This is a genomic window from [Bacillus] enclensis (assembly GCF_001456935.1).
Lineage (GTDB): Bacteria > Bacillota > Bacilli > Bacillales > Bacillaceae_B > Rossellomorea > Rossellomorea enclensis.
The window spans coordinates 933,619-954,305 of record NZ_KQ758483.1 but is presented as its reverse complement, the minus strand read 5'-3'; the positions used below and the strand labels follow the sequence as shown (position 1 = coordinate 954,305).

Below are 20,687 nucleotides of genomic sequence, written 5' to 3'. Positions count from 1 at the left end.
AATAAAAAGCGGATTTTCAATAATAAATAAAGACTCACCGAAAGGAGACACACTATGAAATTCATTCGATTCCAGAAGGGGAATGCAGTATCTCACGGAGTACTCGAAGGCAGCACCATTAAACAAATCACAGGTGATATCTTTTCAGGCTGGGAATATACAGGCAAAGTTTATGAAGCGGATGAGGTGAAGCACCTCGCCCCGCTTAAGCCAAATCAGATCATCGGCATAGGCGCTAACTTCGTATCGAAACAGGAAGACCTGCCTGATTCATTACCGGACATCCCGGTGTTCTTCTTCAAACCCGTTTCTTCGGTCATCGGTCCGGATGAACACATCGTCATACCGGGAAACATTGATTCTGTAAAATTCGAATCGGAACTGGCAGTCGTCATCGGAAAGGAAGCAAGGAATGTTCCTGAGGAGGAGATCCTCGATTATGTGTTCGGCTATACGATCGGTAACGATGTCACCGCACCACAATTCTTTCATGAGGCTGGGCACTGGACGATCGGGAAGTCATTTGACACATTCACGCCGCTCGGACCGGTAATTGAAACCGAGCTGAACCCATTCTCCGTGAATGTTGAAGCGAGGCTGAACGGGGAAGAAAAGCAGAACAGTCCGACTTCACTGATGATTGTGCCGATCCGTGAGATGATTTCCTATCTGACGAAGGTGATGACCTTGAAGCCGGGAGATGTCATTTTAACGGGAAGTCCCATTGGTGCTGAAATGGTCGGGACAGGGGACGTGATCGAATGTGAAATCAAGGAGATCGGGACACTGAAGAATACGTTCTCAGCAGTCGGTCATGGTGTCGGGGTATCGTAAGCTCCCGTCACGCTTGTGATATAATGGAAGGTAAGACGTTTTGTCATCAGGGGTGAAGGTTGTGGAAAGAGAAAACATGGTCAAATCCGTAAGCCGGGCACTGGACATCATCCAGCTTATCAGCATGAAAAAGGGCGGCTTGGGCGTCACGGAAATCGCAAATCAGATAGACATCAATAAGAGCTCCGTTTACCGGATATTATCGACCCTCGTCCAATATGGATTCATTGAACAGGACGAGATCACAGGACGCTATAAGCTCGGGTATAAATTCCTGGAGATCAGCTCTAAGCTCCTGGAATCGATCGATCTCCGCGAGGAAGCGAAGCCTTTCCTGCAGGAGCTTGAAGAAGAAACGAATGAAGTCATCCATCTCGTCGTATATGATCAGGGTGAAGTGGTGTACATCGAAAAGCTTGAAGGCAATGAAGTGCTCAGGATGCATTCAAAAGTGGGAAAGAGGGCGCCGATGCACTGTACATCAGTCGGAAAAGCGATCCTTGCCCATTTGCCGACGAATGATGTTATCGAAATCCTTGATCGTAAAGGCATGCCGATGCATACCGATCAGACGATCACGGATAAAAATCGATTTTTAAAAGAATTGATCGGGGTGAAACAGAAGGGCTATGCCCTCGATCTTGAAGAGAATGAGTACGGGATCACTTGTATCGCTGCACCCATCTTCGATCACCTTGAGAAGGTTGTAGCGGCCGTGAGCATCTCCGGTCCGACGATGCGTATGTCCGGTCAGCGGTTGGAAGAATTGAAAGAGCGTGTCCCTGAGATAGCCAAGCGGATTTCAGCGCGTCTCGGTCATGTCCATCATAATCAAATCACGTAAGCAAAGGCTCTATTTTTTCGAACAAACGAAAAATAGAGCTTTTTTATTTAAAAATTATAAATTTTCTAAAAAGTTGTTGTATCAGGACATAATGTATGTATAATTTTAGTTAGGGTTTAGTAATGTTATATAACACAAAGTGAAATGGTTGTATAACAGTGTTGCTTAGTATGTGGTGTATTAGAAACGGTGTTTGGTATTACAAAACAGAAAGGGGAAACGTTTCATGAGTACTGGTGTGTTGGCAATCTTATCTTTATTACCCATCCTGGCAGTCGGAATATTTCTGGTAGGCCTTAGGTGGCCGGCAAGTAAAGCAATGCCCATTTCATACATAATTGCAGTAGGGCTTGCTTTATTTGTCTGGAAAGTTCCGGGAGCTAATGTTGCGGCAGCCTCAGTGAACGGCCTGGTTGTTGCAGGGACTCTGCTTTTCATCATCTTTGGGGCTATCCTGTTATTGAACACACTGCAGGAAAGCGGGGGAATCAAGACGATCCGTCAAGGTTTCACAGACATATCAGCCGACAGAAGAGTGCAGGTTATCATCATCGCCTGGTTGTTCGGGTCTTTCATTGAAGGTTCGGCAGGATTCGGGACGCCTGCAGCTGTGGCAGTGCCGTTATTGGTGGGTCTTGGATTCCCGGCGATGGCAGCTGTTGTGGCCGGCATGGTGATTCAGAGTACACCGGTTTCATTCGGGGCAGTCGGTACGCCGATTCTTGTCGGTGTCCAGTCTGGATTATCGGCCGATTCCGGAATTACGACCGATTTCCTTGCATTTGTGACGGATATCGGTACGAAAGTGGCATTCCTCCATATGGTGACGGGTACACTGGTCCCGTTATTTGTCGTCGCACTGATGACAAGATTCTTCGGGAAAAACAAATCATTCTCTGAAGGAATCAAAGTGTGGAAATTCGCGTTGTTCGCAGCTTTTTCCATGACGGTTCCCTATCTGATCGTCGCCAATGTGCTCGGACCTGAATTCCCATCTATGATCGGCGGGCTTGTCGGTCTTGCGATTGTGATCACTGCTGCTAGAAAAGGGTTCCTGATGCCGCCGAAGGAAGAGGCATGGGATTTTGAAGAAAAGTCCAAATGGGATTCAGAGTGGAGCGGCAGACTGGAAATCAAGGATATCGCACATAAAAGCGGAAGTATGAGCATGGTCCGTGCATGGGCACCCTATATCCTGGTCGGCCTCTTTTTAGTATTGACAAGATTGAAATCGCTTCCATTATTGGAGTGGCTTCAATCCTGGACGGTCACGTTCCCAAATCTATTCGGTACGGACATCAGCTCCAGCTTCCAGCCGCTGTATTTACCGGGCACGATTTTCATCGCAGTGTCTTTGATCACTTACTTCCTTCATGGAATGAACGGAAGAGCGTACAAGCGGGCCTGGGCACAATCTGGGAAAACGATGATTGCAGCCTCGACTGCCCTCGTCTTCACGGTCCCGATGGTTCAGGTGTTCCTGAACACTGGGGGAGGAGCGGCCGGCTTTGAAAAGATGCCGATCGAACTTGCGAACGGCGTTGCAGCGATTGCCGGTGATTACTGGCCGTTCTTCTCGACTTTCATCGGAGGGATAGGTGCTTTCATCGCCGGCAGCAACACTGTAAGTAACATGATGTTCTCGCTATTCCAATACAATGTCGGGTCGCAGATGGGTGTTGACGCAAGCTGGATCGTAGCCCTGCAGGCAGTCGGAGGAGCTGCAGGCAATATGATCTGCGTCCATAACGTTGTGGCGGCTTCAGCGGTTGTCGGTTTAGTAGGAAAAGAAGGGGCAGTCATTCGAAAAACGCTGCTTCCATTTGCATATTATGCACTGTTTGCAGGCTCACTCGGATATTCAATTGTATGGTACTCTCAAAAAGGAATCTTCAATCTCGGCAGTTTCATCGTTGCACTCATTGCAATGGCAGCCATCTACGTTATCGCAACCAACAACAAGCGCACCAGTCTTCTCATCACCAAGAACATTGGCGGTCCGAAAGTAAAACAGGGTTAAGAGACAAGCCATATCCCAGACAATATGAATAGAGAAATTAACCCACCGGCCGGTATAACGGTCGGTGTTTTTTCGTACAGCACCTCCTGCCTCATAGCTTTTTCAGGATGATATTAACCCTTTGAGACCATGGGCCGGTCTTCAAACCTGCAGTCGGGTAGCAGACGCCCCGTGCAATTAAAAGACTTACATTTGGTTTTATTATCTACTAAACTGAAATTAATCTCCCGTAAGGATATTGAAAGGAATGTGATGTTGTATGCCGAAAAATTTTAAAATAGAGAAACCGAAAATACAATCAAATCTCGAACCTGCCCAATTCGAGGATGTCTATTATGATGAAGATCCGATGTTAAAAGACTGCGAAATCAAGCATGCATTTGTAGAAGGGGAAGAACTGGAAAAGCTCGACCTTACGAGGGTATCATTAAAAGGTGTGCGGCTTTTAAACTCGTCTTTCAGAAGGGCCGATGTCACTGATACTGTGATTGAAAACTGTGATTTGTCAAATACCCGTTTTGAAGAAGGAATCATACACAGGGTCCATTTCAAGGATTGCAAGCTGCTTGGACTTGATTTATCCCAGGCAAACCTAAAGAATGTCACGTTTGAAAATTGCATCCTGAATATCAGCAGCTTCATTGATGCAAAAGTAAAGAAGGTGCTGTTTGAAAAGTGCACTTTGCACAGTGCCAATTTCTTTGATTGCCGTTTAGAAGATGTAACATTTGATCAATGTGATTTAAATGATATCGATTTTACCGTGACCAATCTTAAAGGGATCGATATCAGCTCGAGCTTCTTTGAACGAATAAGGGTCGAAGCAGAAAATCTCAAGGGCTGCATTATTTCACCCCAGCAAGCGGTTGCGTTTGCACCGGTTTTCGGCTTGATGGTCAAGGAATAGCCCTTAAGTGACAGCTCTGAACGCCCCCTGTTAAAATGAAAGCATTAAAACGCAACCAAGGAGGGAAACGAATTTGTTTCAACTGGTGAATGAAGTAAGGGAGAAGAATCCGCTTATACATAATATGACGAATGTGGTGGTAACAAATTTCACAGCGAACGGGCTGCTGGCAATCGGAGCTTCTCCGGTTATGGCCTATGCAAAGGAAGAGGCAGCTGACATGGCAAGGATTTCGGGAGCGCTCGTTCTGAACATCGGCACGCTGTCGGAGACCGAAGTGGAGTCGATGATCCTGGCGGGAAAAGCGGCAAACGAACAAAGGATCCCCGTTGTATTCGACCCTGTCGGAGCGGGGGCCACTCCGTTTCGCACAGAGATGTCCAGAAAAATCCTGAATGAAGTTAAGATATCAATAATAAGGGGCAATGCTGCCGAAGTTGCCGCCATTACAGGTGAAAAATGGGAAATTAAAGGGGTCGATGCCGGGTCAGGGGATGGAAGCATCGTTGAACTTGCTAATAAAGCTGCACACCTATTCGGGTGCACTGTGGTGATCACGGGCAAGGAGGATGTCATCACCGATGGAGATAGAACACATATTGTGGAAAACGGTCATGAATTGTTAACCAAGGTAACCGGAACCGGCTGTCTGTTATCGTCTGTTATCGCAGCCTATTGCGCGCTCGAACAAGATAGTGTGAAAGCTGCGGGCACTGCCGTTTCAGCCTACGGGATTGCGGCTGAGAAAGCGGCAGCAACGACGGCATATAAAGGTCCGGGCAGCTTTCAAATCGAATTCCTAAATCAGCTTTCAAAGATTAGTAAAGAAGACGAAGTATATGCTAAGATCAAGACTACCAAAGAGTAAAGGCAGGGATGAACTTTGACTATAAGTAAAGCACTTACGATAGCAGGATCGGACAGCGGAGGCGGGGCCGGCATCCAAGCGGACCTGAAGACGTTTCAGGAACTCGGGGCATACGGCATGTCTGCCATTACCGCTGTAACAGCACAAAATACGCTGGGCGTCCATGGAGTGTACCCTGTAAGCATTGAAGGAATCGTACAACAGATTGACGCAATCGGGGAGGACCTGGGAACGGACGCACTCAAAACAGGCATGCTTTTTTCCGGTGAGGTAATTGAAGCGGTGAGTGAGCGTATTCATCATTACGGATGGGAAAATATTGTCGTCGATCCCGTTATGATTGCAAAAGGCGGGGCAAAGCTTCTGCAGGATGAAGCGATCCGTGCCCTCAAGGAAAAACTGCTTCCGCTGACATCGGTGATTACACCGAATATCCCTGAAGCAGAAGTACTGACGGAGATGAAAATCTCTTCCTTGGATGACCGTAGAAAAGCTGCAAAACAGTTGATGGGTATGGGAGCTAAAGCCGTCGTCATCAAGGGTGGCCACGCAGATGATAAAGAAGTTATTGACTTATTCTTTGATGGTACAACCTGCGAAGAGCTCATGTCGCCCCGCATCGAAACCCTTCATACACACGGGACCGGATGCACCTTTTCTGCAGCGATTACGGCACAGCTTGCAAATGGCATGTCGATGAGGGATGCGGTCCTGACTGCGAAGGAATTCATCCGTGCTGCAATAGAGGATGGGCTGGGAATCGGCGGGGGACACGGACCGACCAACCATTGGGCTTACAATAAAAGGGGGGAGAAGTAATGACTAATCATCGGGATAAATCTGCGATTGAAGAGCTTCTTCAGCTTTACTTCATCATGGGGAGCACAAATTGCAAAGCAGACCCTGTCCATGTCCTCGAGCAGGCTATCGAAGGAGGCATCACACTCTTTCAATATAGGGAAAAAGGTCCGGGTGCCTTGGAAGGACTTGAAAAGACCAAACTGGCCGAAAAACTTTTCCGAGTCTGCAAAGATGCAGACATCCCCTTTATCGTGAATGACGATGTTGACCTGGCTCTCGAGTTGGATGCAGATGGCATCCATGTCGGACAGGAGGATCTGGCTGCAGACTTTGTACGTGAAAAGGCTGGTGATAAGATAATAGGTGTATCGGCACATACCATTGAAGAAGCTGAGAAAGCCATTGAAGACGGTGCCGATTACCTTGGTCTCGGGCCGATTTACCCGACGATTTCAAAAGATGATGCAGGGGCTGTCAGCGGACTGTCGATCATAGAAAACTTCCGTAAAAACGGGATCACCGTACCGATTGTGGGAATAGGAGGCATCAATGCTAGAAATGCCAGGGCAGTCATTCAGGCCGGCGCAAACGGAGTATCATTGATATCAGCCATTGCAGCGGCTGCTGACGTAAGAAAAGCCGCAATTGATTTAAAGAGAGCCGTTCTATAGTGTAAAAGAAAGCCCTTCATCGCCCGCAGGCAGTGAAGGGCTCCTACATCCTTATTTATAAATACGGTCCAAGAAAAGCCTGATCCGCTTATTGGCTTCCATTTCATTTTTCTTTTTGGAAAATCCGTGACCTTCATCTTCAAAAAGAAGATACTCTGCGCTTATTCCTTTCTCTTTCATTTTTCCTACGATTCGCTCAGATTCTTCCGTTTTGACCCTTGGATCATTTTTTCCATGCAAAATGAACATTGGTTTACTCATCTGATCCACATATGTAATCGGGGAGGCGGCAACCAGTTTATCGTAGTCCTCTTCTGGATTTCCTACCATTTGATTCATGAGTGTCCGCCAGCTCGAAGGCACATTCTCAACGAAAGTAAGAAGGTTGGAAATACCGAAAATATCAATGACAGCGCATAAATACTCATTATGTCTTCCAGCCAGGAGCAGACTCAAATATCCGCCGTAACTGCCGCCCATAACTGAGATATTCCCTTTACTTGCATGGCCGTTCTCAATCAGCCACTCCATCCCGGCAACACAGTCAAGTCTTGGACCACCGCCCCAATCCTTTTCGACCATCTTTTGAAATGTTGCACCATATCCTGTGCTTCCCCTGAAATTCGGGGCGAAAATAGTGTATCCGCTTTGTACAAGATACTGAATAAGAGGGCGGTATTTCATCCTTTCAGCTTGTTGCGGTCCCCCGTGAAGCCAGAGTATTGTCCCTTTCACAACATGATCCTGGTCAGGCTTGAAAAGGAGCGCTTCAATCGACAGACCATCATAGGAAGGGTAACGGATGACTTCAGGCTTGATCATGTTTCGATCATAGATTCCCAATGCTTTGTTATTTGTAAGCATAAGCCACTCTCCATCTGCTTCCCGTTTAAAAATATTATCAATCCTGTGTGATGACATGGCGAGGGCATACAATGTCCCGCTTGAGGACGCGTCGATTTTTTTCAGAATATCACAAGGTAAATCAATCGATGCCAGATCACCGGTCGTGGTCTCGAATTGATAAAGGTGGTCCTTTACACCTTTTTCACTTGCTAAATAAAAGGTGTTCCCATTCGAAGTCAACATTTTTATTTCTTCATTTTTCAACTTCAACACTTGCCGGAATTCATTTGTTGAGAGAGTGAAAGATGCCAGATAAGAGAATTCTTCCTGATAGTTTGTCAGGAAATAAATTGTGTCCTCATCTGCAAACCGTACGTCCCTGATTATATGCGGAGAGGATGGGTCCGGGACGAGGGGGATTTTTTTATCATCAGCTTGATAGAAACCCACTGCGTGGGTATTTGTATAGGTTTCAGTGAAAACATAGTCAGAGCCATTTGGAGAAACGGCTGCCACGACAATAGGTGCTTCCTTTCCTGATTGAAGGAGTTCTTTTCTGTTGGTTTTCAAATCGAATCTATAAATATTCAACAAAGGATTTTCATGATTAGAAGAGTAGTAAATTTCATGATTAAAGGTACACGCATTATAGCAGGCTGACATGTTCTCGTCCTTGTTGAAAGGAACGGGCTTTCCTCCTGAAAGCGGCAGATGATGCAGCTGGTAATTTTCATCTCCATCATGTTCAAATGCAGCAGTAATCAGATGCTCCTCTTCATGGATATGAATGAAACTGCTGCTCTGATTAATTGCTGTCAGCTGATAGGGAAAGTTATTTGGCAAATCCATTGCCCATAGATTATATTTACCTGACAGATTGGTACTGAACACCAATTTTTTTTCATCCTTACTAACACTGAATGTGCCGATCTCGACCGTGTGGAAGTACTGTTCAACTTCAGGCTTTTGTAAAAGAATAAGACATTCCTCCATAAATCATATTATAACCATATTATTCCACTTGCTGTATTCACATTCAATCATTAATTTTCCGTGAGTCCTGAACTCTTACCGGGTTCCCATTCCAACCTTGTTAATTCACTGAAAAAAAGGTTGCATTCACACTTCAATTTTTATAAAGTATTAAGTTAGACAGTATGTACAAGGAGGTTCAGGAATTGCCTACTACCAACGAAGAAATGGTTGTTTCAATACATGGATTGGATAAAAAGGGTTCTGGCCAAGCCGAAGTTTGGCGTGAGAATGAACTCGGGAATCCAAAAAAATTAAGATTGATTGTCCCGCAGACGCTCCCTGGTGAAAAAGTGAGGGTCACTGTTGATCATCCAGAGAAGAAAAGAAGAAAAACGATGCCTGACGAAATCGTGGAGGCACATCCAGAGCGTACCGAAGCTCCCTGCCCGCACTTTGAACGCTGCGGGGGCTGCGTATGGCAGCACTGGACATACAAAGGTCAGCTGAAGGAAAAGACGAAACATGTGAGGGATGCAATCGAAGCGGAGGGCTTTGACCCTGCTCTTGTCCGTGACACGATCGGAATGGATGAACCATGGCAGTACCGTAACAAGATGGAGTTCACTTTTGCTCCTGACGGCTCGATGGGTCTTCATGAACAGGGGAATTTCCGCAAAGTCATTTCACTCGAAACCTGTCTGATCGCCAGCGAACAGATGGTGGAAGCCGCAATGGAAGTGGCTGGCTGGGTGAAGGATCATGAGTTGGGAGGGTACAACAAAGATACCCACGAAGGACTGCTTCGCCATTTAATGGTGCGTCAGTCGTTTGCAACAGGTGAGTTGATGCTTGCCGTATTTTCGACGAAGGGCCCTGAGGGTGAACTTCAATCTGCAGTGGACGACCTGAAAGCCCGTGTCGAGAAGAAGTTCCCGCATGTGAAAAGTCTGCTGTGGATGGAAAACACCGACTGGGCTGACCGCACACAGGCTGAGAAGATTCATCTGCTTGCCGGCCGCGATTACATCATTGACGAAATGGATGGATACCGTTTCCGCCTGTGGTTCGATACGTTCTTCCAGACGAACCCGGTGCAGGCCCAGAAACTCGTTGACTTGGCGGTAGAAATGAGCCAGCCGAAAAAGTCGGAAAAAATGATCGACCTCTTCTGCGGTGTCGGTACTTTCTCCCTGCCGTTCGCAAACAGGGTGGGAGAGCTTGCCGGCATTGAAATCGTCGAAAGCTCGATCGAGTCCGCCAAGCGCAATGCCGAGGATAACGGAATCACCAACACGTACTTCCTTGCGAAGGATGCACGTAAAGGGATCGATCAGGTGCTCGAAAGCTTCGGACATCCGGAATTATTGATGCTTGATCCGCCTCGCTCAGGTGCAGGAGGGAAAGTCATGAGAAGAATTGGACGCTCCCAGCCGGAACGGATCGTTTACGTATCATGCAATCCAGATACATTCGCGACGGATATCAAGGAACTGGAACCATTCGGTTACACGCTTGATGCAGTTCAGCCAGTGGATCTTTTCCCGCATACCGTTCATGTGGAATGCGTCGCTACATTGACATTGAACAAATAATCGTAAGGCACGTCCCAGACTGCGCTAACGCTTTAAAGCAGTCTGGGACGTGCCTTCTTTTATGTGAGTTAAAAGATCTTGAAAGGTGCTGGAAAAATATTCTTGACTTAACAGTTGGTAATGGAATATAGTTTAATTAAACACTGGTCAATAAAAAGGAAGAGGTACAAAATGGCACCCAGAAAAGCAGTAAAACATGAACTCACAAAAGAAATGGTAATGAAAGCGGCGAGAGAGCTTTTCCGGACAAAAGGATATCAACAGGTATCGATGAGGCAGATTGCAGCGGCCCTGGGATACAGCCACGGATCGATTTATTACCATTTTAAAAATAAAGCAGAACTATTTTATGCCATGATCGAAACGGATTTTAAACTTCTCAATCAGTGGCTGGATGAAGTGATGAAGCAGGAATTGGAAGCAGAAAGTAAATTGAGGGAGGTCCTGCTGGCATTCATCCGCTTCGGATTGAGCCACAAAAGCCAATATGAAATGATGTTCCTGCTTGCTGATGAAGAAGTCAAAAGCTACGTGAATAACGGACCGAATGAATCCTATGAAAAATTTGCACGGTCGCTTATCGAGCTAAGCGGGAGAAAGATCACCATCCAGCAAACATGGTCGGTTTTCCTGTCTCTGCACGGTTTTGTCAGTCATTACTGCCATTGTGATGAAACATATGAAGATGTGGAGAACCTGGCACATTTCCATGTGAATTTTATCCTGAAATCCATAGGATGAAATTTTTTGAGATTATTTGACCAGTGGTTAATTAAAGGGGGATTTAAGATGAAAAAGGCAATGGTAGTCGGTGCATCTGGAGGAATGGGGTACGCGCTCGTCAATGAGTTGGTCGACCGGGGAATCCAAGTGGTTGCATTTGCACGGGGGAAAGAAAAGTTACACAGATTGTTCGGCGCAATAGACCTTATTGAAATCCACACTGGGGATGCGGAAGTGAAAGAGCAGATTATCGAGGCAGGGAAGGACTGTGATGTCATTTTCCATGCAATGAACATTCCATATCAGGATTGGAAAGATAAGTTGGCGGTCATCACGCAAAACGTGATCATGGCAGCTGAAAGAAATAACGCCAAACTTGCAGTAGTGGACAATATATATGCTTATGGAAAAAGTGCAGGCAATAAACTGGCGGAGAATACAGTAAAGAATCCTCATACGCGAAAAGGAAGGCTGCGATTGGAAATGGAAAATATGATCAAGACCTCATCTGTTCCGGCGTTCGTTTGTCATTTTCCGGACTTCTATGGCCCTAACGCCACCAACACATACATTCACTATACATTGGAGCAAATCATAAAAAAGAAGAAGGCAGGATTCGTAGGCCCGGGGAATGTATCACGAGAATTCATTTATACAAAGGACGGTGCAAAGGTGATGGTGGAATTGGCATGCAGACCGGAAGCATATGGACATAGATGGAATGTTCCAGCCGTTGCACCAATAAGCGGATATGATCTGGAGAAGCTTCTGAAAAAACAACTCGGAGCAGAGAAGCAGCTCTATTTCATCACAAAACCGATGTTCGCGATATTCGCCCTCTTCGCTGGAAAAAGTATGCGCGAAGCCATCGAGATGCAATATATAAACTCTGAACCTACCATTCTTTCAGGAGAAAAAATAGAAATGTTAATGGGGGAATTGAAGGGGACTTCTTATGAAAAGGGAATTGAGGAAACGATTGCGTTCATGAAGGCATAGAACACAGAGGCGGCGAGTTTGGCGGGGCTTGGGAGTTCCCGGGGTATTTGTCTGTTGAATCATTCCAAAAGGATTCTTCTTCTCACATGTCGAATAATAACATAGTGCTCATAGGGGGAATTTCAAGAAAAATCATTGAGTAGAAGACTTACACTGAGGGGGGAATTTATATTGAAGCAGGCACTGCTCGTCATTGACGCTCAACAGGAATTAATTGAGGGAAACGAAAAGGAACAGCCCGTGGTTCAAAAAGAGAAACTGATTGAGGCAATCAATCTCGTCATCGGGAAGGCAGCAGAGGCGGGTGCAAGTCTTGTCTTCATCCGGGACAGGGATGTCGCCGAAGGTAAGGGAACCGGTTTCCAGGTGCACAGCGGAATCGAGGTTCCTGAGGGTGCTGTCACCTTTGACAAGTCTGCGACCAATTCGTTTTATGGCACACCGCTGCTGAGTTATTTAAAAGAAAATGCAGTTGACCATGTGGTGGTGATGGGATGTCAAACCGAGCATTGCATTGATACAGCCGTTAGGTACGCAACAGTCAGCGGAATGGACGTGACCCTGGTGGAGGATGGCCATTCCACAAAGGATTCATCCGATTTGAGCGGTGAACAGATCATCAAGCATCATAATAAAGCACTTCATGGTCACTATAACGTTGATCATTTCTCGGTCGTGAGACATTCAAATGAAGATGTATTTAAACCTAATCATGATGATTTTAGAAAAGAATATGGAATGTGATAGGTGCCTGTCCCTCACTGTGTTGATACCATAACACAGCCGGGGGCGGCTGCCTTTTTTTATGTTCTCAACTGGACAAAAAATCACGCATACACTAATCAACGAAAGTAATAAATGGAAGATGCGAATGAAAGTGCCTTCTGTTTAATCAGTAAAATCTGAACTTCTTGTAAAGGGACTGGAGGTGAGAGCATGGAATTTAATAGAAGAGAGGATGATCCATCAGGATGCACCCTTCCGTTTTGTGCACAAACAACAGATGAAGCTCCTTTATTTACGGCCGAAGCCTATGATAATGCCGATAAAAAGATTAAAGAGGTTAGTCTGGAAAACTACCGCGGAAAATGGGTGATCCTGTTTTTTTATGGAAGTGATTTTACCTTCGTCTGACCGACAGAACTGGCAGCGGTCGCTGCTATCCATGAACAACTGAAATTACTTAATACTGATGTACTTGCCATTAGCACCGACAGTGTATACTCCCATAAAGTGTTTACAGAGGTTTCTCCATCAGCTTCACAAGTGATGTTTCCGCTTTTAAGTGATCGGACACATCAAATCAGTAAGACGTATCGGGTTCTTAATGAAAAAACAGGGGCTACATTGAGAGCAACCATCATCATCAATCCAGAAGGGATGATTGTTACTAAATTAGTGAATCCTTTGGAAGTCGGTCGAAATGTCTACGAAATTTTAAGGATAATCGAGGGTTTGCAGTACAACCGAAGGATCGGTAAAGGGGTGCCTGCCAATTGGGTGCCGGGTCAACCCGGGATCAGTAGAGATCCAAAAAACATCGGAAAAATATGAAGAAATGCCTGCCTAACCGGGTAGAAAAGGTGTACACCCTGGAGGCAGGCAAAACTTCCCGCTGGTTGGGACGAGCAACGATTCATCGAACCACTATCATTGCAGCTTCCCGGCTTCCTGCACGATTTCTTCGAAGTGACTTTTCTGAAAGCCAAAGCTGTTCGTTATTCGGCCATACTGGTCGATGACATAAAAACTGGTGGAATGGATGACCTGGTCAGCTGATTCCGGCTTCTGGATGAGTGTCTGGAATTCTTCCCTGGCAAACATCTTGATTTCTGACTGTGTATAGCCCGTCACAAGATGCCAGTTCTTTTCATCTCCATTGAATTTTTTCACAAACTCTTTCAATTTTTCCGGTGTATCGATTTCGGGATCTGCGCTGAATGAAACGAATTGTATTTCAATCCCCTTGGTTTTCATTTCATCTTGCAGCGCAGCCATACTGGCAATCATCGGAGGGCAGACAGTATCGCAGTTCGTGAAAATGAAATCTGCAACCCATATTTTCCCCTTAAGATCCTCGCTTCCAAAAGATTGACCATTTTGATCAGTGAACGAGAATTCTTGCATTTGATATTCTTTTTCCTCATCAATACCACATCCCGTAAGTATCCCAGTTAATAAAAACAGAAGGGGGAAGATCAGCTTACTCATTTTATTCCTCTTTTCAATTAGGCTGACGGGGAGGTGCTTTCGTTCATTCTTTGAATGTTTCCTCCATCAAATTGATCGCTACAGAAACCTCCGTACCTTTTTCATTCGTACTGTCTACTGAAAATGTTCCATCATGAAGAGAAACAATTTGCCTCACGATGGAAAGACCCAGCCCGGTCCCTCCGGTGGACCTGCTTCGCGCCTTGTCTGTCCTGAAAAATCGTTCACCAAGTCTGGGAATATCCTCTTCGCTGATGGTGAAACCCTGATTGGTGACCACAAAGACCATGCACTCATCCTTTTGTACCAGCTTAACGGAAATCATTTCTTTTTCAGGCGAGTATTTCACTGCGTTATCTATAACATTATAGAATACTTGCTGCATCCTTTTCGGATCCCCGGCGATGATCAAATCCTCATCTATGTTCAGATCTGTTTGCAGGTGTTTTTGTGATAAACGGATTTGAAATAGATTGAGGGTATCATAAAGGATCTGGGCTACTGCTATCGGCTCTTTATCGATAACATACAAGCTTTCTTCCAGGTAGTTTAAATCGATCAAGTCATGGACAATTTGATTAAGCCGGTCTGTTTCACGCTGTATGGTCGTCAAATAATTGTCCGCTTCTTCTTTGGAGGAATACATGGCTTGCTTGAGAGCTTCTGTATAACCATTGATATAAGTCAGTGGAGTTCTCAGCTCATGTACAACATTGGATATGAATTCTTTTTTCCTTGCTTCTTGTTCTTCCAATGAAGAGCTCATAATATTGAAGGCATGTGCAAGCTGCCCGACTTCCTCATATTCTGAAGGAGCAAGCCGGTGCGAATAATTGCCTTTTGCCACTTCCCGGGACATGGTCTGCATATCGTCCAGGGGCTTAAACATGGACTGTCGTATTCGATTGACCACCAGAAAGAGAAGGATAAAATAGATGCCGCCTGACACTATCAAAATCGGCATACTGGCTTGAAAGACTTCCTGCATTGCTTCAAGCGGGACATAAATAAACACCAGCCCGATCAAGCCGTTTTCTCCTTGAATGGGAAAGACGGCACTCACGATATCACGATCAAAGCTTTTAACGTATCCTTCTTTGAGAATGGAATCCCCTTTAGTCAGTTCAGAACGTTCAGAGCTTTCAAGGAGCGGTTTGCCGCCAACTTTATACGGAAAATGTTCGTTTAGCTCGTCAAAGTCATTCACCACAATGACCTCATACTCAGACACAATATTGAACCAGTGGATTTTATCAATGATTTCCTTATTCAAGACACCGTAGTGATAGTGGGCTGCCGTATTTTCCCCCTGATGCATTACGGATTCCCTTATGCTCTTCAGGTAAAGATCTTTATAAAGAAAATGGAGGAAGAAAAAGGAAAAAAGGATGGTTGCACCGATACTCCCAATAATGAGCAGAAATACTTTTTGACTCAATGAGCGGCTTCTTTTTTTCAACTTGGCACCTCTAACTTGTATCCTTTCCCCCATACAGTTTGAATCAATTTCCCTTCGTCCTTCAGTTTCAGGCGTAAGGTTTTGATATGTGTATCGACTGTACGCTCACTTCCTGTATAATGATCCCCCCATATCAAATAGAGGAGCTGGTCGCGGGTGAAGAGCTTTCCTTGATTTTTCATCAATAACAACAGTAATTCGAATTCCTTCAAGGTTAATGATATCGGTTTATCATGTATAAAAGCAGAATGAGCCTCCACGAGGATCTTAAGCGGACCCGCTTTAAAGGAAGAAGCTTGTTTGGATGCAGCTTTTGATCTTCTTAAGACCGATTCGATTCTGGCCATCAACTCTCCAGGATGAAAAGGTTTTACGATATAATCATCGCCACCCAAGCGAAGTCCGTGTATTTTATCCCATTCTTCACCCTTCGCCGTCAAGAATATGAGAGGTATATCATGTGTTTCCTTCAATTTTTCTGCAAAAGAAAAACCATCCATATAAGGCATCATCACGTCTATTAAAATAAGATCGGGGGACCGGCGGTGTATTTGTTGAAGGGCATCAATCCCGTTGGTTGCTTCTGCAATTTTATATCCTTCGTTCAACAGAAAGGTGCTGACTAATTTTCGCATCTCCTCTTCATCATCTATGACCATGATTGTCATGCTCATAACTATATGACCTCCTGTTATTTCTTTTCACTACTATCGGACCTTATTATACAATAGATTTGTGAAGAAATTGTGAGTTACATAGTGAGTCCATACCCAGAGATGAAAAAAATGAAATAGATTTCATTTTTCCTTCACAATTCTTTATTAAACTAAAAGAAAGGGAAGCAATTTCCCAAGTAACAACTATGAAAAAGTGTAGGGGGTAAATATATGAAGAAGTCTATCATGCTGCTATCCGTGCTTGGAATCATACTGTTTTTATCAGCATGCTCAGAAAATAGTAAAGAGGTTAAAGAAAGTAAGCTGCCTGAACAAGTAAAAGCAGATATTACAGCACCTGAAGAAGTGGCTCTAAATGAAGCAACGATTCTGGAAGTGAGAGTGACACAGGGCAAGGAAGCGGTAGATAACGCAGATGAAGTGAAATTCGAGGTTTGGAAAGGGCACAATAAAGACGAAAGCAAAATGTTCAAGGGTGAGCATGTAAAAGAGGGGACGTACAAAATCAAGACTTCATTCAGTGAGGACGGCATCTACTATGTCCAAACCCATGTGACTGCAAGAGACATGCATGTCATGCCTATCCGTCATATCCTTGCAGGGGATGTCTCGGAAGAAGAGCTGAATGCATTCGAGGAATCGCTTGACCATGATCACGATGAGGATGGTCATCAGCATTAATTCTCTATCATTTAAAAAGTAATAGCTTCAATGGGTCCGGTAGCGGATCATTGAAGCTATTTTTTATTTATCTCATAATCGAGGCCCTTCCCGTCCGTACAGTGGTTAAGTGTCCCGCAACAAGCGAATGTTCGGGAAGGGCATATTCATTATACAACGTATAAGGTTCCAGCGCAAAAACATGCTGAAGATATACTAGTCAAGGTAATTCTTTTCACGCAAATACCTTTCAATCTCTTTGAAATTTCGCACATTGATACAAGGAAGTGAAAGGCTTTTCAGAAGATCTTGGAGTTGTGCAAAGGCAAAGGTTACATGTGCCAGTTTGGCTGGATGTGAATCAGGCTCACTGTCACCGGCAAAACATACGAATTCATATTCTTTTTTTAAATCTGCAATGACTTTAGATTTATCGATTCCATAACGTTCAGAATGGTGAGGGTGACTGCTGTCAAGGTGCAGGTGCACATTCTTATCTTCATAGTACCCTTCATTAGAAAATACTTTTACTCCGTCTACCCCGTAATGGTTCAGCAGGTGATGGATATAATAATCGGTCCCTGCACTTAAAATGTAAAAATCCCCGTTGCTATTTTGCACATTTTTAATAAAAGTCGGGACGTATTCATCAATGTCGATGGATTTAATATCCTCAATGATAATATCTTCTTCCTGGTTGATCGAGCTGAAAACAGAAGCTAAAAATTCTATATCTTTAATTTCATTGGATTTCCATTGGTTATACAGATCTTTGCCTTCATTAAAATACTTGTCTATGACGATTTTATAAAAGTCTTTCTTTGTAATCGTCCCGTCAAAGTCAGACACAAATGCCCATTTCTTCATTATCAACCCTCCTGAGAATTTCCTTTCATTCTAACAGCATACAAGTATCATACCCATTATCCCACAATTTTCTGATTATCGTGTAAAATGTAATGTATTATGTAGTCTGGAGTGAGTCCTGTGAAAAAGAAGCAGCTTAAACTGAGTACGATGATCATTCTTTTCGTATGCACCGTTGTCCTTGTATCGCTATTATTGACAGATTTACTCATATCGAGAACGATTAATGAAAACATTGAATCATCAATCGAAGAAAAAGCGAAAGTCGTTGCCAGGACCGTTGCACATTCAACCATTGTTAAAGATGGTTTGGAAAACAGAAAGAATGAAGGGGAAATACAAGATTATACCCTGGATATTCAAAAGTCGGCTGAAGTGTTGTTTGTAGTCGTAATGGATATGAACGGGATCAGGAAATCCCACCCTAACCAGGAACAGATTGGCAAACACTTTGTCGGCGGTGATGAAAAAGATGTACTGAGGGGAAAGGAAAGCCTCTCAATTTCAGAAGGAACACTGGGGCAATCCGTGAGGGCGTTTTCCCCGATTTATAATGAAAATGACCAGCAGATCGGGGCGGTGGCCGTCGGGATTTCTTTGAACAGGGTGGAAGAGGCGCTGAATCAAAGCCACAATAATATCTTGACTGGCTCTGTCATAGGCATCGTCGTTGGCATCATCGGGGCTTTGATTATTGCAAGATACATAAAGAAAATATTATTCGGACTTGAGCCTGGTTCAATCGCAAAGATACTGGAAGAAAGGAACACCATGCTCCAGTCGGTTCATGAAGGGGTTGTAGCGGTAAATAGGGACACGACGATCTCTTTAGTGAATAAATCAGCATTGAGAATCTTTACCAAAGCTGGCCTTGACGTCAATCCAGTCGGTTTGCCTATAAAGGAATTCATGCCTCTATCCAGGCTGGAAGCGGTGATGAAAACAGGAAAACCCGAATTGAATGAAGAGCAGATAATAAATGGGGTTTCAATTCTGGAGAATCGTGTTCCATTAATTGTGAATGGCGAAGTCGCCGGTGCCATTTCTACCTTCCGTGATAAAACAGATGTGAACCGATTGGCTGAACAACTGACAGGGGTAAAGTCATATGCAGAAGCACTCCGGGCTCAATCCCATGAATTCATGAACAAAATGCACGTCATTCTGGGTTTGGTGAAAATGAAGGATTACTCGAGATTGAACCAATATATCAAAGAACTCGTTTCGATCAATATGGACGAAGTGAGCGCCATATCTTCCAATATAAAAGATCCTGCTCTGGCAGGATTCATTATGGGGAAGCTCAGTCATGCAAGGGAGAAAGGTGTTGAGTTAACAGTCGACTGCCGAAATGTAATTCCCGAACCGATGGAGCCCGAGGTGACCCATCATTTAATTACTATCATAGGGAATTTATTGGACAATAGCATTGAAGCAACCTCAGAGTGTATTGAAAGAGAGGTTCTTTTGGAATTAACCTATGAAGATACGACCCTTGAATTGATCGTTACGGATTCAGGACAAGGGATCCCGGAGGATATTATTGATGATATTTTTCAAAAAGGATATTCCTCGAAAGGGACAGGAAGGGGATATGGCCTCTTTCTGGTAAGAGAGAGCTTAAATAAATTGGCTGGACATCTGCATGTGGAATCGAAAGAGAAATCAGGGACAACCATGATTGTACAAGCTTCGTTTGGGGGGGAAATAAATGATAAAGGTTTTAATCGTAGAGGATGACCCGATGGTGGCCAAGTTCAATCAAATTTATCTGCAAGACATTCCGGGATTTGATCTAGCGGGCGTAGCAACTACTATAAATCATGCCAAGGAAGTGCTGAGTAAATGCAAAGTCGATCTTATTCTACTGGATGTCTTTATGCCTGGGAATGAGACGGGAATGGATTTACTGGAGGAAATCAGGCTGAAGCAATACGAAACAGATGTCATTCTGATCACAGCTGCTTCCGAAGTAGAGAATATACAAGCCGCGCTTCGCATGGGGGTTGTCGACTATTTGATCAAACCATTTGAATTTGAGAGGTTTAGCAAGGCTTTAACTTCATATCGAAAGACTACACAAATCTTTGAGAATCAAGCGACCATTGGACAGAACGAGCTTGATCTGCTTCTGAAAAAAGATGTTCTGTCACCAAGTGGGAAGGCAAGCCTTCCGAAAGGGTTGACAAGCAGAACGCTGTCAATAATTTATGAAGAAATCAAGAAACTTGGGGAAAAGTCGTTTTCGACTGATGAACTTGCGGAAGTAATGACTATATCACGGGTTTCAATAAGAAAATATCTTAAATTCCTTCATGAAATCGGCGTGGTGTACGAGAGCTTGAATTACGGGATCGGAAGACCGGTATACCAATATAAATTGAATAAACAGAATGGTGTCCGGCTAAGGAACTATTTATAGAGGCTGGGACAAAAGTGTTTTAGTCTAAGTAAAACCCGAACTAATTTGCAAAAGATAGGGCAAATGAGTTCGGGTTTTTATTGTTTAAAGTACATTTAGAGTTTAGCCCTTTCCAGCGATTGATTGGAGTGCAAAACGTAGACTCCTGCGGGAAAGCGTGTTAGGTGAGACTTGTCCAGCTCCAGCGGCTAGAGGCTCGAGGTCATAAGTCAAGAAAGCCAAAAAGGCAAAGTACGCCTTTCCGGCTTTCTCGCCTTATGCTTGTCGCCTCTGGGCGAGCCGCTTCCGCTTTTCTATTTGTCCAGCTCCAG

Annotated in this window: 20 protein-coding genes; 15 read left to right on the top strand and 5 right to left on the bottom strand. The window is 44.4% G+C overall.

The window, feature by feature from the left end; translation table 11 throughout:
* The first annotated feature begins 54 nt into the window (after positions 1-54).
* The 7 genes from AS034_RS12405 to thiE all read left to right on the top strand — a co-directional run bounded on the left by AS034_RS12405 (position 55) and on the right by thiE (position 6,945).
* Entirely contained in the window at positions 55-834 is a 780-nt protein-coding gene (locus tag AS034_RS12405) for a fumarylacetoacetate hydrolase family protein (RefSeq protein ID WP_058298661.1), read from the top strand.
* 61 nt (positions 835-895) lie between these two features.
* Complete coding sequence (locus AS034_RS12400) at positions 896-1,678, top strand: IclR family transcriptional regulator (RefSeq protein WP_058298660.1); 783 nt, start codon at positions 896-898, stop codon at positions 1,676-1,678.
* Positions 1,679-1,904: 226 nt separating this feature from the next.
* Positions 1,905-3,698 (top strand): L-lactate permease, encoded by a 1,794-nt coding sequence (locus AS034_RS12395; protein WP_058298659.1) that lies wholly within the window; start codon positions 1,905-1,907, stop codon positions 3,696-3,698.
* Positions 3,699-3,957: 259 nt separating this feature from the next.
* Positions 3,958-4,605 carry a pentapeptide repeat-containing protein gene (locus tag AS034_RS12390; RefSeq protein WP_058298658.1) on the top strand — a complete coding sequence of 216 codons (648 nt, stop codon included), beginning with the start codon at positions 3,958-3,960 and terminating at the stop codon, positions 4,603-4,605.
* 73 nt (positions 4,606-4,678) lie between these two features.
* A complete protein-coding gene (gene thiM, locus AS034_RS12385; RefSeq protein WP_058298657.1) occupies positions 4,679-5,473 on the top strand; it encodes a hydroxyethylthiazole kinase in 795 nt (264 codons plus the stop codon).
* A 15-nt stretch (positions 5,474-5,488) separates the two neighbouring features.
* Complete coding sequence (thiD, locus tag AS034_RS12380) at positions 5,489-6,292, top strand: bifunctional hydroxymethylpyrimidine kinase/phosphomethylpyrimidine kinase (protein ID WP_058298656.1); 804 nt, start codon at positions 5,489-5,491, stop codon at positions 6,290-6,292.
* Positions 6,292-6,945, top strand: a complete 654-nt coding sequence (gene thiE / locus AS034_RS12375) for a thiamine phosphate synthase (RefSeq protein ID WP_058298655.1) — start codon at positions 6,292-6,294, stop codon at positions 6,943-6,945. The genes thiD and thiE overlap by 1 nt, the downstream gene beginning before the upstream one ends.
* A 51-nt stretch (positions 6,946-6,996) precedes the next feature.
* On the opposite strand, the gene AS034_RS12370 is transcribed toward thiE, so the two are convergent.
* Positions 6,997-8,784: a S9 family peptidase gene (locus tag AS034_RS12370; protein ID WP_058298654.1), complete on the bottom strand. Its 1,788-nt coding sequence runs from the start codon at positions 8,782-8,784 to the stop codon at positions 6,997-6,999.
* A 206-nt stretch (positions 8,785-8,990) separates the two neighbouring features.
* Here AS034_RS12370 and rlmD point away from each other — a divergent pair, with 206 nt between their 5' ends.
* The 5 genes from rlmD (at position 8,991) to AS034_RS12340 (ending at position 13,634) form a co-directional block, all read left to right on the top strand.
* Positions 8,991-10,358 (top strand): 23S rRNA (uracil(1939)-C(5))-methyltransferase RlmD, encoded by a 1,368-nt coding sequence (gene rlmD / locus AS034_RS12365; RefSeq protein ID WP_141687716.1) that lies wholly within the window; start codon positions 8,991-8,993, stop codon positions 10,356-10,358.
* Between the two features lie 171 nt (positions 10,359-10,529).
* Positions 10,530-11,099, top strand: a complete 570-nt coding sequence (locus tag AS034_RS12360; RefSeq protein ID WP_032088366.1) for a TetR/AcrR family transcriptional regulator — start codon at positions 10,530-10,532, stop codon at positions 11,097-11,099.
* A 48-nt stretch (positions 11,100-11,147) separates the two neighbouring features.
* Positions 11,148-12,080 carry an NAD-dependent epimerase/dehydratase family protein gene (locus tag AS034_RS12355; protein WP_058298652.1) on the top strand — a complete coding sequence of 311 codons (933 nt, stop codon included), beginning with the start codon at positions 11,148-11,150 and terminating at the stop codon, positions 12,078-12,080.
* 171 nt (positions 12,081-12,251) lie between these two features.
* Entirely contained in the window at positions 12,252-12,824 is a 573-nt protein-coding gene (locus AS034_RS12350) for a cysteine hydrolase family protein (RefSeq protein WP_032088368.1), read from the top strand.
* 192 nt (positions 12,825-13,016) lie between these two features.
* Positions 13,017-13,634: a peroxiredoxin gene (locus AS034_RS12340; protein WP_176716094.1), complete on the top strand. Its 618-nt coding sequence runs from the start codon at positions 13,017-13,019 to the stop codon at positions 13,632-13,634.
* Positions 13,635-13,730: 96 nt separating this feature from the next.
* Here AS034_RS12340 and AS034_RS12335 read toward each other — a convergent pair whose 3' ends face one another.
* Genes AS034_RS12335 through AS034_RS12325 form a run of 3 tightly spaced genes read right to left on the bottom strand, consistent with a single transcriptional unit; the run spans position 13,731 to position 16,424 of the window.
* Complete coding sequence (locus AS034_RS12335) at positions 13,731-14,291, bottom strand: SCO family protein (protein WP_058298649.1); 561 nt, start codon at positions 14,289-14,291, stop codon at positions 13,731-13,733.
* 43 nt (positions 14,292-14,334) lie between these two features.
* Positions 14,335-15,750, bottom strand: coding sequence for a sensor histidine kinase (locus AS034_RS12330; protein ID WP_058298648.1), 1,416 nt, complete (start codon positions 15,748-15,750; stop codon positions 14,335-14,337).
* Positions 15,747-16,424 (bottom strand): response regulator transcription factor, encoded by a 678-nt coding sequence (locus tag AS034_RS12325; protein ID WP_058298647.1) that lies wholly within the window; start codon positions 16,422-16,424, stop codon positions 15,747-15,749. The genes AS034_RS12330 and AS034_RS12325 overlap by 4 nt, the downstream gene beginning before the upstream one ends.
* 213 nt (positions 16,425-16,637) lie before the next feature.
* On the opposite strand from AS034_RS12325, the gene AS034_RS12320 reads away from it, so the two are divergent.
* The gene (locus AS034_RS12320) at positions 16,638-17,108 is read left to right on the top strand and encodes a FixH family protein (RefSeq protein WP_058298646.1); all 471 of its coding nucleotides are present in this window, start codon (positions 16,638-16,640) and stop codon (positions 17,106-17,108) included.
* 195 nt (positions 17,109-17,303) lie between these two features.
* Here the strand turns inward: AS034_RS12320 and AS034_RS12315 are convergent, their stop codons facing one another.
* Positions 17,304-17,954: an MtnX-like HAD-IB family phosphatase gene (locus tag AS034_RS12315; protein ID WP_058298645.1), complete on the bottom strand. Its 651-nt coding sequence runs from the start codon at positions 17,952-17,954 to the stop codon at positions 17,304-17,306.
* A gap of 120 nt (positions 17,955-18,074) precedes the next feature.
* Here AS034_RS12315 and dcuS point away from each other — a divergent pair, with 120 nt between their 5' ends.
* Positions 18,075-19,694: a DcuS/MalK family sensor histidine kinase gene (dcuS, locus tag AS034_RS12310; protein WP_058298644.1), complete on the top strand. Its 1,620-nt coding sequence runs from the start codon at positions 18,075-18,077 to the stop codon at positions 19,692-19,694.
* Positions 19,666-20,376, top strand: coding sequence for a response regulator (locus AS034_RS12305; RefSeq protein WP_058298643.1), 711 nt, complete (start codon positions 19,666-19,668; stop codon positions 20,374-20,376). The genes dcuS and AS034_RS12305 overlap by 29 nt, the downstream gene beginning before the upstream one ends.
* Positions 20,377-20,687 lie beyond the last annotated feature (311 nt).